The sequence below is a fragment of the Phreatobacter aquaticus genome (genome assembly GCF_005160265.1).
GTDB classification, from domain to species: domain Bacteria; phylum Pseudomonadota; class Alphaproteobacteria; order Rhizobiales; family Phreatobacteraceae; genus Phreatobacter; species Phreatobacter aquaticus.
Map to the genome: position 1 here is coordinate 3,098,765 of NZ_CP039865.1, position 18,046 is coordinate 3,116,810.

At 66.9% G+C, this 18,046-nt stretch carries 17 protein-coding genes; 14 read left to right on the forward strand and 3 right to left on the reverse strand.

Going from position 1 to position 18,046, the window contains the following annotated elements; translation table 11 throughout:
• Window positions 1-41: 41 nt before the first annotated feature.
• A complete protein-coding gene (locus E8L99_RS14505) occupies window positions 42-1,136 on the reverse strand; it encodes an anhydro-N-acetylmuramic acid kinase (RefSeq protein ID WP_137100211.1) in 1,095 nt (364 codons plus the stop codon).
• A gap of 106 nt (window positions 1,137-1,242) precedes the next feature.
• On the opposite strand from E8L99_RS14505, the gene tyrS reads away from it, so the two are divergent.
• Genes tyrS through E8L99_RS14520 form a run of 3 tightly spaced genes read left to right on the forward strand, consistent with a single transcriptional unit; the run spans window position 1,243 to window position 3,722 of the window.
• Window positions 1,243-2,496, forward strand: a complete 1,254-nt coding sequence (tyrS, locus tag E8L99_RS14510; RefSeq protein ID WP_137100212.1) for a tyrosine--tRNA ligase — start codon at window positions 1,243-1,245, stop codon at window positions 2,494-2,496.
• Between the two features lie 4 nt (window positions 2,497-2,500).
• Window positions 2,501-3,115 carry a glutathione S-transferase family protein gene (locus tag E8L99_RS14515; protein WP_391527449.1) on the forward strand — a complete coding sequence of 205 codons (615 nt, stop codon included), beginning with the start codon at window positions 2,501-2,503 and terminating at the stop codon, window positions 3,113-3,115.
• Window positions 3,116-3,119: 4 nt separating this feature from the next.
• Entirely contained in the window at window positions 3,120-3,722 is a 603-nt protein-coding gene (locus E8L99_RS14520) for a hypothetical protein (protein ID WP_137100213.1), read from the forward strand.
• A gap of 10 nt (window positions 3,723-3,732) precedes the next feature.
• Here the strand turns inward: E8L99_RS14520 and leuD are convergent, their stop codons facing one another.
• Complete coding sequence (gene leuD, locus E8L99_RS14525) at window positions 3,733-4,311, reverse strand: 3-isopropylmalate dehydratase small subunit (protein WP_137100214.1); 579 nt, start codon at window positions 4,309-4,311, stop codon at window positions 3,733-3,735.
• Window positions 4,308-5,714: a 3-isopropylmalate dehydratase large subunit gene (gene leuC / locus E8L99_RS14530; protein ID WP_137100215.1), complete on the reverse strand. Its 1,407-nt coding sequence runs from the start codon at window positions 5,712-5,714 to the stop codon at window positions 4,308-4,310. The genes leuD and leuC overlap by 4 nt, the downstream gene beginning before the upstream one ends.
• A gap of 175 nt (window positions 5,715-5,889) precedes the next feature.
• Here leuC and E8L99_RS14535 point away from each other — a divergent pair, with 175 nt between their 5' ends.
• The 11 genes from E8L99_RS14535 to E8L99_RS14585 all read left to right on the forward strand — a co-directional run bounded on the left by E8L99_RS14535 (window position 5,890) and on the right by E8L99_RS14585 (window position 18,041).
• A complete protein-coding gene (locus tag E8L99_RS14535; RefSeq protein ID WP_137100216.1) occupies window positions 5,890-6,696 on the forward strand; it encodes a GntR family transcriptional regulator in 807 nt (268 codons plus the stop codon).
• Between the two features lie 105 nt (window positions 6,697-6,801).
• Window positions 6,802-8,010 carry an ABC transporter substrate-binding protein gene (locus E8L99_RS14540; protein WP_137100217.1) on the forward strand — a complete coding sequence of 403 codons (1,209 nt, stop codon included), beginning with the start codon at window positions 6,802-6,804 and terminating at the stop codon, window positions 8,008-8,010.
• A gap of 64 nt (window positions 8,011-8,074) precedes the next feature.
• Window positions 8,075-8,956 carry a branched-chain amino acid ABC transporter permease gene (locus E8L99_RS14545; protein ID WP_215907002.1) on the forward strand — a complete coding sequence of 294 codons (882 nt, stop codon included), beginning with the start codon at window positions 8,075-8,077 and terminating at the stop codon, window positions 8,954-8,956.
• Window positions 8,953-9,948: a branched-chain amino acid ABC transporter permease gene (locus E8L99_RS14550; RefSeq protein ID WP_137100218.1), complete on the forward strand. Its 996-nt coding sequence runs from the start codon at window positions 8,953-8,955 to the stop codon at window positions 9,946-9,948. Before E8L99_RS14545 ends, E8L99_RS14550 begins: the two co-directional genes overlap by 4 nt.
• Window positions 9,948-10,688 (forward strand): ABC transporter ATP-binding protein, encoded by a 741-nt coding sequence (locus tag E8L99_RS14555; protein ID WP_137100219.1) that lies wholly within the window; start codon window positions 9,948-9,950, stop codon window positions 10,686-10,688. The genes E8L99_RS14550 and E8L99_RS14555 overlap by 1 nt, the downstream gene beginning before the upstream one ends.
• Before the next feature lie 10 nt (window positions 10,689-10,698).
• Window positions 10,699-11,400 carry an ABC transporter ATP-binding protein gene (locus E8L99_RS14560; protein WP_137102133.1) on the forward strand — a complete coding sequence of 234 codons (702 nt, stop codon included), beginning with the start codon at window positions 10,699-10,701 and terminating at the stop codon, window positions 11,398-11,400.
• Between the two features lie 4 nt (window positions 11,401-11,404).
• Complete coding sequence (locus E8L99_RS14565; protein WP_137100220.1) at window positions 11,405-12,826, forward strand: MmgE/PrpD family protein; 1,422 nt, start codon at window positions 11,405-11,407, stop codon at window positions 12,824-12,826.
• The gene (locus tag E8L99_RS14570) at window positions 12,819-13,703 is read left to right on the forward strand and encodes an isocitrate lyase/PEP mutase family protein (RefSeq protein WP_137100221.1); all 885 of its coding nucleotides are present in this window, start codon (window positions 12,819-12,821) and stop codon (window positions 13,701-13,703) included. The genes E8L99_RS14565 and E8L99_RS14570 overlap by 8 nt, the downstream gene beginning before the upstream one ends.
• Window positions 13,700-15,391, forward strand: coding sequence for a hydantoinase B/oxoprolinase family protein (locus E8L99_RS14575; RefSeq protein ID WP_137100222.1), 1,692 nt, complete (start codon window positions 13,700-13,702; stop codon window positions 15,389-15,391). The genes E8L99_RS14570 and E8L99_RS14575 overlap by 4 nt, the downstream gene beginning before the upstream one ends.
• Entirely contained in the window at window positions 15,388-17,445 is a 2,058-nt protein-coding gene (locus tag E8L99_RS14580) for a hydantoinase/oxoprolinase family protein (RefSeq protein WP_137100223.1), read from the forward strand. Before E8L99_RS14575 ends, E8L99_RS14580 begins: the two co-directional genes overlap by 4 nt.
• Entirely contained in the window at window positions 17,445-18,041 is a 597-nt protein-coding gene (locus E8L99_RS14585) for a cysteine hydrolase (protein ID WP_137100224.1), read from the forward strand. The genes E8L99_RS14580 and E8L99_RS14585 overlap by 1 nt, the downstream gene beginning before the upstream one ends.
• Window positions 18,042-18,046: the final 5 nt, after the last annotated feature.

The following is an 18,046-nucleotide window of genomic DNA, read 5'->3' on the forward strand; positions in this document are numbered from 1 at the left end:
GCCTGCGGGGAGAGGGGTAGGGTGAGGGGCCATTCACCCGCTTACCCCTCCGCCAGCACGCCACCGGTGACCGGCTCGCGCACCCCGGTGGTTGACGGAAATGTCAGTGGCAGTCCCTCCAGCGAGCGCACCGCCAGAAACGCGAAAGCCTGAGCCTCCAGGAAATCCGACGAGAGCCCCACCTCCTCGCCGGTCTTCACCTCGGCGCGGGTGTGATAGGCGAGCAGCCGCAGCAATTCGGCATTCTTGGCGCCGCCGCCGCAGACGACCCACAGGACCGGCCGCGCCTTCACGAAATCGGCGGCCCGCGCGATCGACCGCGCGGTAAATGTGGTGAGCGTCGCCGCTCCGTCCTCGGTCGAGACATTGCCGACGATGCGATGGGCGAAGGCATTGCGGTCGAGCGATTTCGGCGGCGATTTGGCAAAGAACGGATGGACCATCAGCCAGGCGAGCAGCGCCTCGTCGGCCCGGCCGCGCGCCGCCATGAACCCGCCATCGTCCATTGCCTTGCCCGTGCGCTCGCGCATCCAGTCGTCGACCAGCGCATTGCCGGGGCCGGTATCGAAGGCGACGAGTTCGTCGCCGGTGCCGATGAAGGTGACATTGGCAACACCGCCGACATTGACGATGCCGAGCGGGCGGGGGAGCGCCTTCTGCGAGGCGAGCGCCCGATGGAACACCGGCACCAGCGGAGCGCCCTGGCCGCCGGCGGCAATATCGGCCTGGCGCAGGTCATAGACCACGGGAATGCCGAGCCGCTGGCGCAGCGCCACGCCATCGCCGATCTGCACGGTCATCTTCAGGTCGGGACGGTGGACGATGGTCTGGCCGTGAAAGCCGATGACGCCGATATCGCTCCGGCCAAGCCCATTGGCCGCCATGAATGCTTCCACCGCCTCGGCATGGGCGCGGGTGATCAACTCCTCGGCGCGGGCGACCGAGGGCGGGCGCTGGTCTCTGCTGGTCATGCCGGCGCCGTCCTTCAGCGCCTGGCGCAACACCGCGCGCTCGTCCTCGGAATAGGTCCGGTAGCCGGTCGGTCCGAAGGCGGAGATGGTCTCGCCGTCGGTATCGATCAGGGCGACGTCCACGCCGTCCATCGACGTGCCCGACATCAGGCCTATGGCGCGCATGCGACGTCCTCGAAGTCCAAGGGGTGAAATCGATCCTGTCCTCTGCTACACCGGCCGCCCGTCGGGCGCGAGTGCCCGCACGACCGAGCCCCTGTCTGGAAAGATCATGACCGCCCCGTCCTCAGACTTCCTGCGCATTCTCACCGAGCGCGGGTTCATCCACCAATGTTCCGATATGCAGGGCCTCGACGCCCTCGCGGCCAAGGGGGATGTCGTCTGCTATGTGGGCTACGATTGCACCGCGCCCTCGCTCCATGTCGGCCATCTCCTGTCGATCATGATGCTGCACTGGCTGCAGGCGACCGGCGCCGGCAAGCCGATCACGCTGATGGGCGGCGGCACGACGCGCGTCGGCGACCCTTCGGGCCGCGACGAGACCCGCAAGATCCTGACGATCGAGACCATCAACGAGAACAAGGACGCGCTGAAGGGCGTGTTCGCCAAGCTGCTCGCCTATGGCGATGGCCGGCACGATGCCGTCATGGCCGACAATGCGGAATGGCTGACCAGGCTCAACTACATCGAGATGCTGCGCGATATCGGCCGGCATTTCTCGGTCAACCGCATGCTGTCGATGGATTCGGTGAAGATGCGGCTCGATCGCGACCAGGAGCTGTCGTTCATCGAGTTCAACTACATGATACTGCAGGCCTACGATTTCGTCGAGCTGGCACGGCGCTACGGCACCAACCTGCAGATGGGCGGCTCCGACCAGTGGGGCAATATCGTCACCGGCATCGATCTTGGCCGCCGCATGGGCACGCACCAGCTCTACGCGCTGACCTGCCCGCTGCTCACGACGTCGTCGGGCGCCAAGATGGGCAAGACCGCCGCCGGCGCCGTCTGGCTCAATGCCGACATGCTGTCGACCTACGATTACTGGCAGTTCTGGCGCAACACCGAGGACGGCGACGTCGCGCGGTTCCTGAAACTGTTCACGCTGCTGCCGATGGCCGAGATCGACCGGCTTTCGGCGCTTCAGGGCGCCGAGATCAACGAGGCCAAGAAGGTGCTGGCGACCGAAGCGACTGCGCTGATCCGGGGGCGCGAGGCAGCGCTCGCCGCAGCCGAGACGGCCGCCAAGACCTTCGAGCAGGGCGCGCTCGGCGACGACCTGCCGGTGATCACGGTCCCCGAGGCAGAGCTTGCCGCGGGCATCGGCGTGCTCTCCCTGTTCGTCCGGGCGGGCCTGGTTGCCTCCAACGGCGAGGCGCGCCGGCAGGTTCAGGGTGGCGGGCTCAAGGTCAACGACGAGACCGTGACCGATCCGCAGATGACCGTGTCAGCCGCGACGCTCAAGGACGGCGTCGCCAAGCTGTCCTTCGGCCGCAAGAAGCATGTTCTCGTGAAGGTGGGATAAGACGATGGCCAAGATGAAGCTGTTCCATGTCGCTGGCTCCTGCTCGCTGGCGACCCGCATCGCGCTCGAGGAGGCCGGTGCCGACTACGAGACCGTGAAGGTCGATTTCGCGTCCGGCGAACAGACCAAGCCGGAATATCTCGCGATCAACCCCAAGGGCCGCGTGCCGGCGCTCGCCACCGACAAGGGCGTGCTGACCGAGAATGTCGCGCTGCTTGCCTATATCGCGCAGACCCACCCGGCGAAGAATCTGGCGCCGCTCGACGATGCCTTCGCGTTTGCGAAGATGCAGTCGTTCAACGCCTATCTCTCCTCCACCGTCCATGTGAACCATTCCCACAAGGGCCGCGGCTATCGCTGGGCGAGCGAGGAATCGTCCTTCGCCGACATGAAGCGCAAGGTGCCGGAGACCATGGCGGCGAGCTTCGACCTGATCGACCGCGAGATGCTGGTCGGTCCCTGGGTGATGGGCGAGCAGTTCACGGTCGCCGATTGCTATCTCTACACGCTCACCCGCTGGCTCGAGGGTGACGGCGTCGATGTCGCCCGCTTCCCGAAGGTCGCCGATCACATGCGCCGCATGGCCGAGCGTCCCTCGGTCAAGGCCGCGCTCGCCTGATCCGATGGCGCGGCTCGCCCTCATCCTTGGCGGGCTTGTCGCGCTGGCGGCCTCGCCCGCCCTGGCCGAGACGATCCGCACGCCCATCGGCCCGCGTCTCGATGGCTGCCGCATGCAGCCGGGACCGGCCGAGGGCATGGTCTGCGAGGGGGCAGGGGGCTGGCGCATCGTGGTCGGCTTTCCCGCCTTCGGCGCAACTCTGGTGCTGGCGCGCGGCGACCAGCCCGGCTCCAGCGGTCCGTCCTTCCCGCTCGACAGCGTTGGCGACCGGTCGCTTCCCGCCGTCTGGGAGGCGAGGATTGACGGCAGAAGCCGCATCGCCGAGGCCGTGATCATTCCCGTCGCCGTCATGCATCCGGACGACCGTGAGCGCATGATCGGCATCGGCCGCCCGATCGCCAATGCCCGGCGCGCCGATCTCCTTCTCGCCTACCGGCTCGATGGCCCCGTGCCTTGCCTGACAGCCCTCATCGATCGCTCGGTCAATCCGGCGGCCATTGCGCTGGCTCGCACGGCAGCGCTTGAGGCGGTCGCCTGTCCCGCCACGCCGCGCATCGTCGGGCGGCAATCGGCAACGCTCGAAGCCGTCCTCGCCGTGCGCCGCTGACGCGCTCGATCTAGCGCCTCGGCGCCGCCCAGCCCCGCTCGGTTGCGTCCCGCGCCACGAAGGCTGCGATCCTGTCGGCCTCCGCCAGCGTCAGGTCGATATCGTCCCAGCCATTGAGCAATTGCGTCTTCCAGACCGGATCGATGCGGAACTCCACAACGACATTGCCTGCCGTGATCCGCTGGGCCGCGAGATCCACCGTCACCGGCAGATCGCCCGCCGCCAGCAGTGCCTCGGCATCGGCCTCGTCCACGGTCGCCGGCACGACGCCGTTCTTGACGCAGTTCGAGGAGAAGATGTCGCCGAAGCTCGGCGCGATGATGCAGCGGAAGCCGAAGTCGCCGAGCGCATAGACGGCCGCCTCGCGCGACGAGCCGCAGCCGAAATTGCGCCGCGCCACCAGGATCTTCTGGCCCGGCTGGGGCTCGGGAATGTCGCCCTCCTGCATCAGGTCATGCAGCAGGAAACGGCCATAGCCGTCCGGCTTGCGCGGCTCCTTCATGAAACGGGCGGGGATCAACTGGTCGGTGTCGACATTGGCGACCGGCAGCTTCAGCGCCGGCGCCGTCTCGGTGGTGAAGGGCGTCATGCGAACCGCCTCATGTCGGTAAGGTGTCCAGTGACGGCGGCAGCCGCCACCATGGCGGGCGACATCAGATGCGTGCGCGCGCCCTGGCCCTGCCGGCCCTTGAAATTGCGGTTGGTAGTGGAGGCGCAGCGCTCGCCGGCAGCTACGAGGTCGCCATTCATGCCGACGCACATGGAACAGCCGGAATCCCGCCATTCGAGGCCAGCCTCGACAAAGACCCGGTCGAGCCCCTCCTGCTCGGCCTGCTGCTTCACCAGCGACGAACCCGGCGAAACGATGCCCGGCACCACGGCCCGCCGGCCACGCAGCACGCCGGCCGCGGCCCTCAGGTCCTCGATGCGCGAATTGGTGCAGGAGCCGATGAAGACCCGGTCGACACGGATGGCCTCGAGCGCCTGGCCTGCGGCAAGCCCCATATAATCAAGCGCGTCGCGGGCCGCCGCCGCCTTGATCGGATCGGTGATGCCATCGGGGTCTGGCACGCTGGCGCCAATCGGCAGCGCCTGTTCAGGGCTGGTGCCCCAGGTCACAGTCGGCGCGATATCGGCCGCCGACAGAACGATCTCCCGGTCGAACTCGGCGTCCGGGTCGCTCTTCAGCAGCGCCCAGGCGGCCTCCGCGCGCTCCCATGCCTCCCCCTCGGGGGCGAAGGGGCGGCCCTTCAGATAGGCCGAGGTCGTGGCGTCGGGAGCAACCATCCCGCAGCGCCCACCGGCCTCGATCGACATGTTGCATAGGGTCATGCGGCCCTCCATCGACAGGGCTCGGATCGCCGATCCCGCATATTCGATGGCATGACCGGCAGCGCCGTCGGCGCCGATGCGGGCAATCACCGTCAGCATGATGTCCTTGGCACTGATTCCTGGCCCGGTTTGCCCGTCGACACTGATACGCATGCGCTTCGGCTTTTTCTGCCACAGCGTCTGGGTTGCCAGCACATGGGCAACCTCGGAGGCGCCAATGCCGAAAGCATAGGCCCCGAAGGCGCCATGGGTGGAGGTGTGGCTGTCGCCGCACACCACTGTCAGCCCCGGCAGCGTCAGGCCCTGTTCGGTGCCGACGACATGGACGATTCCCTGCCGCGGGTCGTCGAGGCCGAACAACGTGATGCCGTGCGCTCGCGTGTTGGTGTCAAGAAGCGTGACCATGCGCGCAATGGTTGGGTCCGGGATCGGTCCGCCACGACCACGGGTTGGAACGTAGTGGTCGGCTACACCGAACGTCAGGTCTGGTCGCGCGATGGTTGCCCCGCGCTGGGCCACCTGACCAAAGGCGTGATGCGAGCCTTCATGGACGAAATGCCGGTCAATCCACAGCAAGGAAAGTCCATCGTAACGGGATGTCACGGTATGAGCGTTCCACAGCCGGTCGATTAGCGTTACGGAAGGTTTGGTGTTTACCATGCGAGCGCGCTGCGTCCGTTTCAGGTTTGTCTTACATTATATACAAACGGCTTGAAATGGATATGGCTAAATTGTCTGGGAAAAGCTACAACTAGGCGGTCCCCTCCCTGCCAACCTCAGGTGGTGGGCGGGGCAGGGAGCGCAAGTCTCAAACTGCCGAACCAACGGTGAGACCATGGCTGAAGCCATTGAAACGTCCAAGACACGCCGGGTCTATCTTACGTTGCGTGACAGGATCGGCTCGGGCGAGCTCAATCCTGGCGCTCGCCTGCCTTCCGAACCCGACCTCGCCGATCTCCACGACGTGTCACGGGTCACAATTCGCCGGGCGCTGGCCGAACTGGAGCGCGAGGGGCTGATCTCGCGCCGTCCGGGCGCCGGCACCTTCGTCACAGCCCGCACCATCAAGCGGCCGATTGTCGCAGATCTCTCCAATGCGCTGGCGCATCTGGTCGAGATGGGCCGCTCCACGGACGTGAAGCTTCTGCAATTCGGCTATGCCGAGCCCTCGGCCGAGATCGTCGATGCCCTGCGCCTCGAGGTCGGCGAGAAGGCCCAGCGCGCCGTGCGCGTCCGCATCATCGACAACGAGCCTTTCAGCTACCTCGTCACCCATGTGCCCCAGCGCATTGGCGCGACCTATTCCGAGGCCGAGCTCGGCTCCAAGCCGCTGCTGACCCTCATCGAGCGGACCGGCGTCAAGGTGGATCGCGCCACCCAGACCATTTCGGCGAGCCTTGCGGGTCCCGAGGTTGCCGAGGCCCTCGGCATCGAGATCGGCGCCCCGCTCATCGCGCTCACCCGCGTCGTCTATGACGTCAAGCGCCGGGGCATCGAGCATCTGGTCGCGCTCTACCGGCCGGATCGCTACTCGTTCCAGATGGATCTCGTGCGCATCGATGCCGGAGGCGACCGTCTCTGGTCGCCGGTCGAGCGGCTGAAGATCGGCGTCGGTATCAATGGAGCGGCCCACGGCGACTGAGGGGGGCTGGTCAACGGCGCGATCTCATGTTCTATTTCTAGGACAAAGAACGTAGCCGGCAGCAAAGCCGGGTTTCCAGAGCGGTTTGTAACGGAGGCCTTGACCATGGTGATCGACAAGACCCTTTCCCGCCGGCGCATTCTCGCGGGCGGCGCAGCCGTGCTTGCAGCCCCCGGCCTCGCCCGGGCGCAGGCCGCACCCGTGAAGCTTGGCATTCTGCAGCCGGTGACCGGCAATCTCGCCCAGGACGGCGAGTATGGCCGCATCGGTGCCGAAGCCGCGATCAACGACATCAACCAGGCCGGCGGCATCAAGTCGCTTGGCGGCGCGAAGATCGAGATGGTCTTCGGTGACGCCCGCTCCAACCCGGAAGCCGGCACCCAGGAAGTCGAGCGCATGAACGGCGAGGGCGTCTCCGCCATCGTCGGCGGTTTTGCCTCGCCGATCTGCCTCGCCGCCTCGCAGGCCGCCTCCCGCTACGACCTGCCCTATGTGGTGGATGTCGGCGTGTCGGATGCCATCGTCTCGCGTGGCCTGAAGAACACGTTCCGCTTCGGTCCGGGCTTCGGCACCTGCACGCGGGTGGCGATCGAGAACCTCGTCAAGCTGAACGACGCCGCCGGCAAGCCGGCCAAGACCGTCGTCCTCGTCCATGAGGACGGCCTGTTCGGCACCGGTCTCGCCAAGCTGATGAACGAGCGGCTCTCCGCCCTCGGTTTCCAGATCCTCGAGACCATCCCGCACCCGACGCCGGCCCGCGACATGTCCAACGTCGCGCTGCGCATCCGCGCGCTGAACCCCGACCTTGTGATCCCGTCGAGCTATTACGGCGAGTTCGTGCTGCTTGCCCGCACCATGCAGCAGCAGCGCATCCGCCCGAAGGGTATCTACGCGGTGCTCAATGGCGCAGCCTCCAACTTCCGCTTCGTCAAGGAATTCCCGGACGCGGCGAGCAACGTGATGGACTGCAATCACTGGGCCGATCCGCGCAAGCCGAAGACCGCCGAGCTGCGCAAGCAGGTCGAGGCCACCGGCCGCTTCTGGCTCTACAACACGCCGCTCAACTATTCCTGCGTGAAGCTGGTCGCCGATGCGATCGAGCGGGCAGCCTCCCGTGACCGCACCAAGATCATCGAGGCGCTGGCCGCTTCCACCTTCACCGACCACATCATGCCCTATGGCCCGACCCGGTTCGAGAACGGCCAGAACATGGGCGCGGCGCCGGTCAACACCCAGATCCAGGGTGGCGACATCAAGGTGATCTTCCCGGCCGAGTTCGCGGACGCCAAGGCGGTCTTCCCGGTCACCGGCTGAGGGGCGGGCCAACGGCCCGTTCCACCCTCGTCCCCCGACCGCAAGCCGGAGAGAGACCTCTCTCGTGTTCCGATCCTATCCGCCTCAGATCGTGCTGGAGGCCGTGCTCAACGGCCTCCTCACCGGCGCAGTCTATGCGCTGGTCGCGCTGGGCTTGACGCTGGTTTACGGCGTTTTGCACATCATCAACTTCGCCCATGGCGCCATGCTCACTCTCGCCATGTTTGCGGTGTTGATGGTCCATCTGGGCTTCGGACTGGATCCGTACCTCGCGATTCCGGTCCTCGCGCCACTTTTTTTTCTGGTGGGCTATCTCCTCCAGCGCCTCGTCATCGGTCCGGCCAGCCGCAATGACGACAGTTCGATCCTGCTGGTGACCCTGGGGTTGTCGATCGTGCTGGAGAACGGCCTTCTGGCCATCTTCCGCTCCGACACCCGCTCGCTGACGCTGGACTACTCCTTCTCGGTTCTGGACATCGGTGTCGCGCTCTTGTCGCTGCCGCGCGTCGTCGGGTTCGGCGTGGCGGTGCTGGTGGCGGGCGGCCTCTGGGCGATCCTGGCGCTGACCGATACGGGCAAGGCGATCCGCGCGGTCGCCAAGGAGAAGCTCGGCGCGGCCCTGGTCGGCATCGACGTCAACCACGTCTATGCCGTCACCTTCGGGCTGGGTGCTGCCACGCTCGCCATCGCCGCCTGCCTGCTCATGCCCTCGTTCTACGTCAATCCGCGGGTCGGCAATGCCTTCGTCCTGGTCGCCTTCACCGTGGTCGTGCTGGGCGGCATGGGCTCGATCCCCGGCGCGTTGTTGGGCGGGCTGATCATCGGCGTGGTGGAAAGCCTCTGCGGCCTCTATCTCGGCGAAAGCCTTGGGCAGATTGGCATATTCCTGATCTTCATCCTGGTTCTGCTGGTCCGGCCGACCGGCCTGTTCGGAGCCAGGGCATGACCGCCGGACGCTCTGGTCTTTCCGACTTCCTGCCGATTGCGGTGGTTGCGCTGGCGCTGGCCCTGCTGCCGACCGGGCTCACGCTTGCGGGCAGCACAGGCACGCTGCTGAACCTTGCCATCACCATCCTGATCCTGTCGCTCGCGGCTCAAGGGTGGAACATCGCGGGCGGCTATGGTGGCCAGTTCTCCTTCGGCCACGCCGCCTTCTTCGGCATGGGCGCCTATGGCCAGGCGGTGCTGCAGGCCCGTCTCGGCGTCAATCCCTGGGTGGCGCTGCCGCTGGCCGTGACGCTCGGCAGTCTCGTCGGCCTTGGCATCGGCTATCTCGCCTTCCGGGCCCGGCTCCGCGGCTCCTACTTCGCCCTGGTGACGCTGGCCTTCGCCGAAGTGTTCCGCATCCTCGCCAATGCCGCGCCGTTCACCGGCGGCGCTGCGGGAACGCTGCTGCCGCTGGATGTGCGGCCCGCCAACTTCCAGTTCGCCGCCCGCGAGACCTTCTTCTATCTGGCCCTGGTCATGGTGGTCGCGGTGCTTGTGCTCAACCGCCTGATCGAGCGCTCGCGCTTCGGCGCCTATCTGGTGGCGGTACGCGAGAACGAGGATGCCGCCCGCTCGCTCGGCGTCGATACCCTCGCCGTCAAGCTCAAGGCGATCGCCCTGTCGGCGGCCATCACCGCGGCGTCGGGCGCGCTCTACACCCAGAAATTCCTCTATATCGACGCCAACATCGCCTTCGGATCATGGATTTCGGTCGAGGCACTGCTCGCCCCGATCATCGGCGGCATTGGCACTGTCTTCGGCCCGCTGGTCGGAACCGCCACGCTGCTCGGCCTCGGCGAACTGGCCAAGACCGGCATCCACGCGGCCTTCGGCTCGGCCATTCCCGGCATCGACCTCATCCTCTATGGCGTGCTGCTGGTCGCGGCCATCGCCTTTGCACCGCAGGGTGTGATGGGCCTTGTCGCGCGCCTGACGCGGGGAGGGCGCTGATGCTGTCGGTTGAAGCGGTCAGCAAGCGGTTCGGCGGTCTTCTGGCTGTCAGCGACGTGACGATGCGGGTAGCGCCCGGCTCGATCAGCGGTCTGATCGGCCCGAACGGCGCTGGCAAGACCACGCTGTTCACGATGATCTCCGGCTTCGAACGGCCGACCTCGGGCCGGATCCTGTTCGACGGGCGCGACATCACGGGCACTGCGCCAGAGGTTCTGGCGGCGGCCGGCATCGCCCGAACGTTCCAGATCGTCCAGCCCTTTGCCGGGCTCTCGGTGATCGAGAATGTCGCGGTCGGCGCCTATCTGCGCCATCCCGGCCGCCGCGAGGCGCTCGCCCGCGCCGAAGCCGTTGCCGATCTCGTCGGTCTCGGCAGTCTCGGCCAGCCGGCGTCGTCCCTGACGGTTGCCGGCCGCAAGCGGCTGGAACTCGCCCGTGCGCTGGCCACCGAGCCGCGTCTCCTGCTGCTCGACGAGGTGCTCGCCGGCCTCAATCCCTCCGAGATCCGCGACATCATCCCGGTCGTTCAGGCGATCCGCGCGTCGGGCGTCACCATCCTGATGATCGAACATGTCATGCAGGCGGTGATGAGCCTCTGCGAACATGTCCATGTCATCGCCAATGGGCAGACCATCGCGTCGGGCGCGCCTTCGGCCATCGTCGGCGATCCGAAGGTGGTCGAGGCCTATCTCGGCCATGGTGCGGCCGAACGTCTGGCGGGAAGGGCGGCCCATGGCTGACACCAGTCCGCTGCTGTCGGTCGAGGGGCTGGTGGCCGGCTATGGCGGCACCGAGATCCTGCGCGGACTGACCATGACGGTCGAGCCCGGCGAGATCGTCGCTGTCCTCGGCTCCAACGGCGTCGGCAAGACGACCTTGAACAAGGTCCTGTCGGGCATCGTGCCAGCGGGAGCCGGGCAGGTCCGGTTCGCGGGTGAGGTCATCACCGGGGCATCGCCACAGGCCATCGTCGATCTCGGGCTGATCCATGTGCCCGAGGGGCGCAAGATCTTCCCGAACATGACCGTGCGCGAGAACCTCGTGCTCGGCTCCTATCGCCGGGCGCGCGGCAATCGCGCGGCCAATCTCGAGCGGGTCTTCGAGACCTTCCCGCGGCTGAGGGAGCGCGACCGCCAGTCGGCCGGCACGCTGTCGGGCGGCGAACAGCAGATGCTCGCCATCGGCCGCGGCCTGATGGGCGAACCCCGGCTTCTGATCCTCGACGAGCCCTCGCTCGGCCTGTCGCCGCTTCTGGTCGAGGAGATGTTCCAGCTGATCCGTCGCCTGAATGCCGACGGGCTCGCGATCATGCTGGTCGAGCAGAACGTCATGCAGTCGCTCGATGTCGCCTCCCGGGCCTTTATCCTGGAGAATGGCATCTTCGCCCTGCACGGACAGGCGAGCGAGCTTGCCGCCGCGCCGGATCTTCGCCGCGCTTATCTGGGGATGTGAGGCCATGGCCATCGTCACTGCCGGTGTGAAGACAGCTTCCGAGCTTGCAGCCGAGCCGCGCTCCGCCTGGCTTGCCCAATGGGCGGAGTTTGCCGCCAATCTGAGCTTCCACGAACTCCCGGCCGAGGTCGTTGCCCGCACCAAGCAGGTCATCTTCGACTGCATCGGGGCGATGGCTGCCGGTATGCAGGAGCCGGAAATGCGCTCGCTGCTGGTGCGGCTGGAAGCGCTCGACGGCGCCGGCCCGTCGCAGGTCATCGGCGCGAACCGGCGCCTGTCGCCCTCGAATGCCGCCTTCATGGGCGGTATTGCCGGCACCATGCTGGAGATCGACGAGGGCAACCAATATGCCCGCGGCCATCCCGGCATCCATGTCGTGCCGGCCGCCCTGATCGCGGCGGCAAGGCTCGGCGCATCGGGCGAGGAACTGATCACGGCGGTGGTGCTCGGTTACGAGATCGGCGCCCGGATCGGCATTGCCTCGAAGCTGGTGGTCACCATGCATCCCCATGGCACCTGGGGGACCGTGGGAGCGGCCGTGGCGATCGCCCGCTTGGGCGAGGCCGACGCAAGCGCCATGGCGGAGGTCATCAACGTCGCCTCCTCCCTCGGTCTCACCACCAGCCGGAAGACCATGCTGGAAGGCGCAACCGTCCGCAACAGCTTCGCCGGCCTCTCCAACAAGCTGGGGTTCCTCGCCTGGGAAATGGTCGCCGCCGGTCTCACCGGCGAGCGCGACGGCATCGCGACCGTCTATGGCACGGTCGCCGCGACCGATTTCCAGCCCGATGCGATGGTCGAGGACCTGGGCATCCGCTACGAGATCGCCCGCAACTACTTCAAGCGCCATGCCGCCTGCCGCTACACCCATGCGGCACTCGATGCGCTCGCCGAGATCACGGCCGCGGCCGGTGGCCGCATCGATCCGCTCAATGTCCTCGGCATCGATGTCGAGACCTATGTCTGGGCGGCCCAGCTCGACGATCCCGAGCCGAAATCCATGCTGGCAGCTAAGTTCTCGCTGCCCTTCGCGCTGGCCACCACCGTGGTGAACGGCAGTGCGTCGATCGCGGCCTTCCGCGATGCGGCACGCGCCAACCGGGTGATCCGGGCGCTGGCAAGCCGCGTCGAGGTGACCGAGGACCCGGCCTTTACCGCCCTTCTGCCGGCCAAGCGCCCGGCGCGCGTGACCCTGCGGCTTGCCGATGGCCGCGTGCTGACCGCCGTGGCCATGACCAACAAGGGCGACACGGAAGATCCCTATTCGGACGCCGACATCGTCGCGAAATTCGTCGACATCACCGGCCCCGTCTGGGGCGAGACCAAGGCCCGCCGCCTGATCGCGGCGGTCGAGGGCCTCGACCGCGATACCGATCCGCACCGCCTGCTTGCACTGACGTCTACATCTGGGGATTCCCATGCATAACCCTGCCGCCGTTCTGCGCGCCCGGCTCGCGAGAAGCCCTGTTCTGGTCGCGCCCGGCGTCATCGATCCGCTGACGGCGACGATTGCGGTCAATGCCGGGTTCGAGGCGCTCTATCTCACGGGAGCCGGCATCGCCTATTCGAGGCTCGGCATGGCCGATGTCGGCCTGACGACGATGACGGAGGTGAGTGAGGTCATCGCGCGCATCGCCGACAAGGTGGACGTGCCGCTGATCGTCGACGGCGATACCGGCTTCGGCAATGCCATCACGGTCCAGCGGACCATGCGCTTCTTCGAGCGCGCGGGCGCCGCCGCGATCCAGATCGAGGACCAGACCTTCCCGAAGCGCTGCGGCCATCTGCGCGGCAAGGATGTCGTGGCGACCGAGGAGATGGTCGGCAAGATCAAGGCGGCGGTCGATGCCCGCATGAACGGCATGATGGTGATCGGGCGCACCGATGCCGGCGCTGTCGAAGGATTTGAGCGCGCTTTCGAGCGGGCGCATCGCTATATCGAGGCGGGCGCCGACATCATCTTTGTCGAGGCACCGCGCACGCGCGAAGAACTGGAAGCGGTGCCCAAGGCGCTCGGCAACCGCGTGCCGCTGATGGCCAACATGGTGGAAGGCGGTCGCACGCCGATGACGCCGGTCAAGGACCTGGAGGCCATGGGCTTCAATCTCGTGGTGTTCTCGGCCGGCGTTGTGCGCGCCATGGCGAAAAGCGCGCGCACCTTCTACGACACGCTGATGCAGGACGGCACGTCCGATCGCATGCGCGAGGACATGTATTCCTTCGACGAGTTGGCCGACATCGTCGGCACCAATGCCCTCCTGGAAGCCGGCCAACGCTATGATCCCGCAGGGGGCGGGGCGTGAGCATGCTCGATCCTGTCACCCTGGCCGTCCTGAAGGGGCGGCTGGAGCAGATCGCCGACGAGATGGACGCGACGCTCTATCGCTCGGCCTTCAATCCGATCATCGCGGAAGCGCGCGACGCCTGCCACGGCCTCTATCACCGCGAGACCGGTGACACGCTGGTGCAGGGCACCAAGGGCCTGCCGATCTTCGTCGGTGCCATGTCCTTTGCGGTCAAGGCGGTGATCGAGAAGGTGAAGGCGTCAGGCGGCGCCAAGCCCGGCGACACCTTCATCTTCAACGACCAATATGCCGGCGGCACCCATCTGAACGATTTCCGGCTGGTTCGGCCGATCTTCCGGGATGGAAAGCTGTTCTGCTGGCTGGCGTCTGCCGGTCACTGGCTCGACATCGGCGGCAATGTGCCCGGCGGCTACAATCCGGTGGCGACCGAGAGCTTCCAGGAGGGCGTGCTGATCCCGGTGGTCAAGCTCGTCGCGGCCGGCGAGTTGCGCCAGGATATTCTCGATATCCTGGCCGCCAATTCGCGCCTGCCCAATTCCAACTGGGGCGACCTCAACGGCCAGCTGAATGCGCTGGATCTCGGCGAGAAGCGCCTCGGCGCGCTGCTGCAGGACTATGGCGACGCTATCGTTGACCAGGCCTTCGCTGCCTTCTCCGATCGCGCCGAAGCCCTGATGCGCGACGCGATCGCGGCGCTGCCGGACGGCCGCTATTCCTTCGAGGACTATCTCGACAATGACGGCATAGTCGACCAGCCGCTGACAGTTGCCCTCGACCTGACGATCGCCGGCGACCGGATGGAGCTCGACTTCTCGCGCTCCTCGCCGCCCTGCCAGGGGCCGATCAACATCTCGCTGCCGACCACGATCGCCGCCTGCTATGTCGCGCTGAAGCACGTCTTCACCGAGGTTCCGGCCAATGCCGGCTGCCTCCGTCCCATCAGCTTCATCATTCCCGACACGACGCTGCTGGGTGCCAAGGCGCCGAAGCCGATGGCCGGCTATACCGAGACCATCCTCAGGCTGATCGGCGTGGTGTTCGGAGCTCTTGCCGAGGCTGTGCCTGAGCGCGCGACCGGCGGCCCCTTCGGCACGATCAACGCGCTCTCCATCGCCGGCCACCGCGCCAATGGCACGCGCTGGGTCATGTTCTCGTTCTTCGGCGGCGGTCTCGGCGGCAATCCGGAATCGGATGGCCTGAACCACGCCAACAACCCCATCTCGACTGCGACCATACCGCCCGTGGAAATTCTCGAAGCCGCCTATCCCGTCATGTTCACCCAATGGGCCCTGCGTCCGGATTCCGCCGGCGCCGGCAAGCATCGCGGCGGGCTTGGTGCCATCTACGAGGTCGAGGTTCTCGACGAGCGGGGCGCCGAGGTGTTCCTGCTCGGCGAGCGCGGACGCTTCGCCCCATTCGGTGTGAATGGCGGTGGTAGCGCTGCCCTCAACCGCTTCACCTGGACAGATGCCACCGGCACACACGAGCCCCCCATGGCTTCCAAGATCACCGGGGTGAAACTTGGCCAGGGCTATCGCGTCCGCTTGGAAACGCCCGGTGGCGGCGGCTTTGGTGACCCTGCCGAGCGGGATCCAGCCGCCATCGCTCGCGATGTTGTGTTGGGCTATGTGACGGCGCCGAGCCTTGAGAGCGACTATGGCGTGAGCACGGGAGAGCCGTCATGAGCGAGGCGCGCTCCCGCCTGGTTGGCGTCGATGTCGGCGGCACCTTCACCGATCTCTTCTTCATGGACGAGGCTGCCGGTACCTTCCGCACAGCCAAGGTCCCCTCCAACCGTGGCGACGAGGCCGTCGGCTTTCTCGAAGGGCTGAAGACCTTCGGCGCGCTGTCCGATCTCGGCTCCATCGTCCACGGCACGACGGTTGGCACCAATGCGCTTTTGGAGCGCAAGGGCGCGCGGATCGGCGTCATCACCACCACCGGCTTCCGCGACGTTCTGGAAATGCGCCGCCGTGACCGCCGCAACACCTGGGGCCTGTGGGGCGACTTCACCCCCGTCGCCGACCGCGACCTGCGTCTGGAAGTGGACGAGCGGACGCTGGCCGATGGTACCATCCGCCAGGCCGTCGATCCGGCCGACGTCGAGGCTGCCGTCCGCGTGCTGATCGACAAGGGCGCGGTGGCGCTCGCCATCATCTTCGTCAATGCCTACGCCAATCCCGCCAATGAGCGGGCCGCAGCCGAGGCCGCCCGCCGCGTCTGGCCGAACGAACATGTCTCGGTCTCCTCGGAGATCCTGCCGGAGATCCGCGAGTTCGAGCGCGCCTCCACCACCGCGCTCAATGCCTATCTCCAGCCGGTGGTCGGCTCCTATCTCGCCAAGCTTGGCGACGCGCTGCAGGGCGAGGCCTTCACCGGCCCGTTCCACATCGTCCAGTCGAATGGCGGCGTCATGTCCACGGCCACGGCGCGGCGGTTGCCGGTGCGCACCGCGCTGTCGGGACCCGCGGCGGGCGTCATCGCGGCTGCGGCGATCGCAGGGGCCGCGGGCTATCCCGACGTGATCACCGGGGATCTCGGCGGCACCTCCTTCGACGTTTCGCTGATCGCTGGCGGCGAGGCGGCGCTGGCGGCCCAGACCACGATCGATTTCGGCATGGTCATCCGCAACCCAATGATCGAGATCACCACGATCGGTGCCGGCGGCGGGTCGATCGCCCATGTCGACAAGGGCGGCCTCCTTGAGGTCGGGCCGGAAAGCGCCGGCTCTCGGCCGGGTCCCGTCGCCTATGGCGGCGGCAATGACCGCCCGACGCTGACGGATGCCAATATCGTGCTCGGCCGGATCAATGCCGAGCGTCCGATCGGCGGCAAGCTGAAGCGTCTCGATGTGGAGGCGGCAGCGGACGCCATCCGCCGTCATGTCGGCGAGCCGCTGGGGCTTGAGACCCATGCCGCGGCCGAGGCGATCGTCCGCATCGCCGATGCACGCATGGCTGGCGCAATCCGCCTCGTCTCCATCGAGCGCGGACACGATCCCTCGAAATTCGCGCTGGTGCCGTTCGGCGGCGGCGGCGCCCTCCATGCCGGCGCGCTGATCGCGGATATCGGGCTGAAAGCGGCCTTGGTCCCGCGTTTTCCGGGCGTGACCTCCGCCATGGGTTGCGTCATCGCCGATATCCGGCATGACCAGGTGCAGACCCTGAACGTCATGCTCGATGGTCTGGATGCCGTCGCCCTCGATCGCCGGATGGCGGCCGAAGGCGAGGCAGCGCGTTCCGTCGTCGCTGCAGCCGGCCTCGCCATCTCCCGGATCGATGTCGTGTTCGAACTCGACATGCACTATCTCGGCCAGACCCACACGGTCGGCGTTCCACTGCCGGTCACGCTTGAGAGCGGCACCACCGGGGTCACGGAGGCGATCGTCCGCCAAGCTTTTGAGGCGGCCTATTCGCGCGCCTTCTCCCGGCTTCTGCCCGGTCTCGGCGTGCGCATCGTCAATCTGCGCACCGCCGCCATCGGGCGCCGCCCGAAGATCGACCTGACCGCGCTGGCCCCTGACGCGTCGGCCTCGCTCGAGCTTGCCCGCACCGGCTCCCGCCGCGTCTGGTTCGGCGGCTGGCGCGACACCTCGATCTGGTCGCGTCTCGACCTGCCGGTCGGCGCCGTGGTGGAAGGCCCAGCCATCCTCGAACAGCCCGATGCGACGACCGTCGTGCCACCTGGCCAGCGCGCCCGTGTCGATGCGCTCGGCAATCTGATCCTGGAGCGCGCCTGATGGACATCGCCCGCACAGCCTTGCTGATCTGCGACCTGCAGAACGACTTCCTGCACAAGGACGGCGCCTATGGTCGGGCGAACCAGGCCTCGCCCGAGATCGCGGCAGTCCCCGAGCGCGTGAAGCCGCTGGCCGATCTGATCCGGACCAAGGGCGGCTGGATCGTATCGACCCATTTCACGCTGGTGCCCGGCAAGGGCGGCGAACCCTTCATCTCGCCGCACCTGAAGAAGCTCCGGCCCTTCCTCAAGAAGGGTGATTTCGTGCCGGGCGGCTGGGGTCACGACCTCGTGGACATCCTGCAGCCCGCCGATATCAAGGTGGAGAAGGTCGCGTTCTCGGCTTTCTATATGTCGAGGCTCGAATGGGTGCTGAAGAAGGCCGGCATCGAGGAGCTTCTGGTCACGGGCATCGTCACCAATGGCGGCGTTGCCTCCACCGTGCGCGACGCCCATGTCCGGGATTTCCACGTGACCGTCATCGAGGACGGCTGCGCGGCCTTCACCCCGCAGGTCCATGCCGAGGCCATCGCAGGGCTGAAACCCGTGGCCCGGATCGCAACGGTCGCCGAGCTGATCCGCGAGATCGGCGGCTGAGGAGG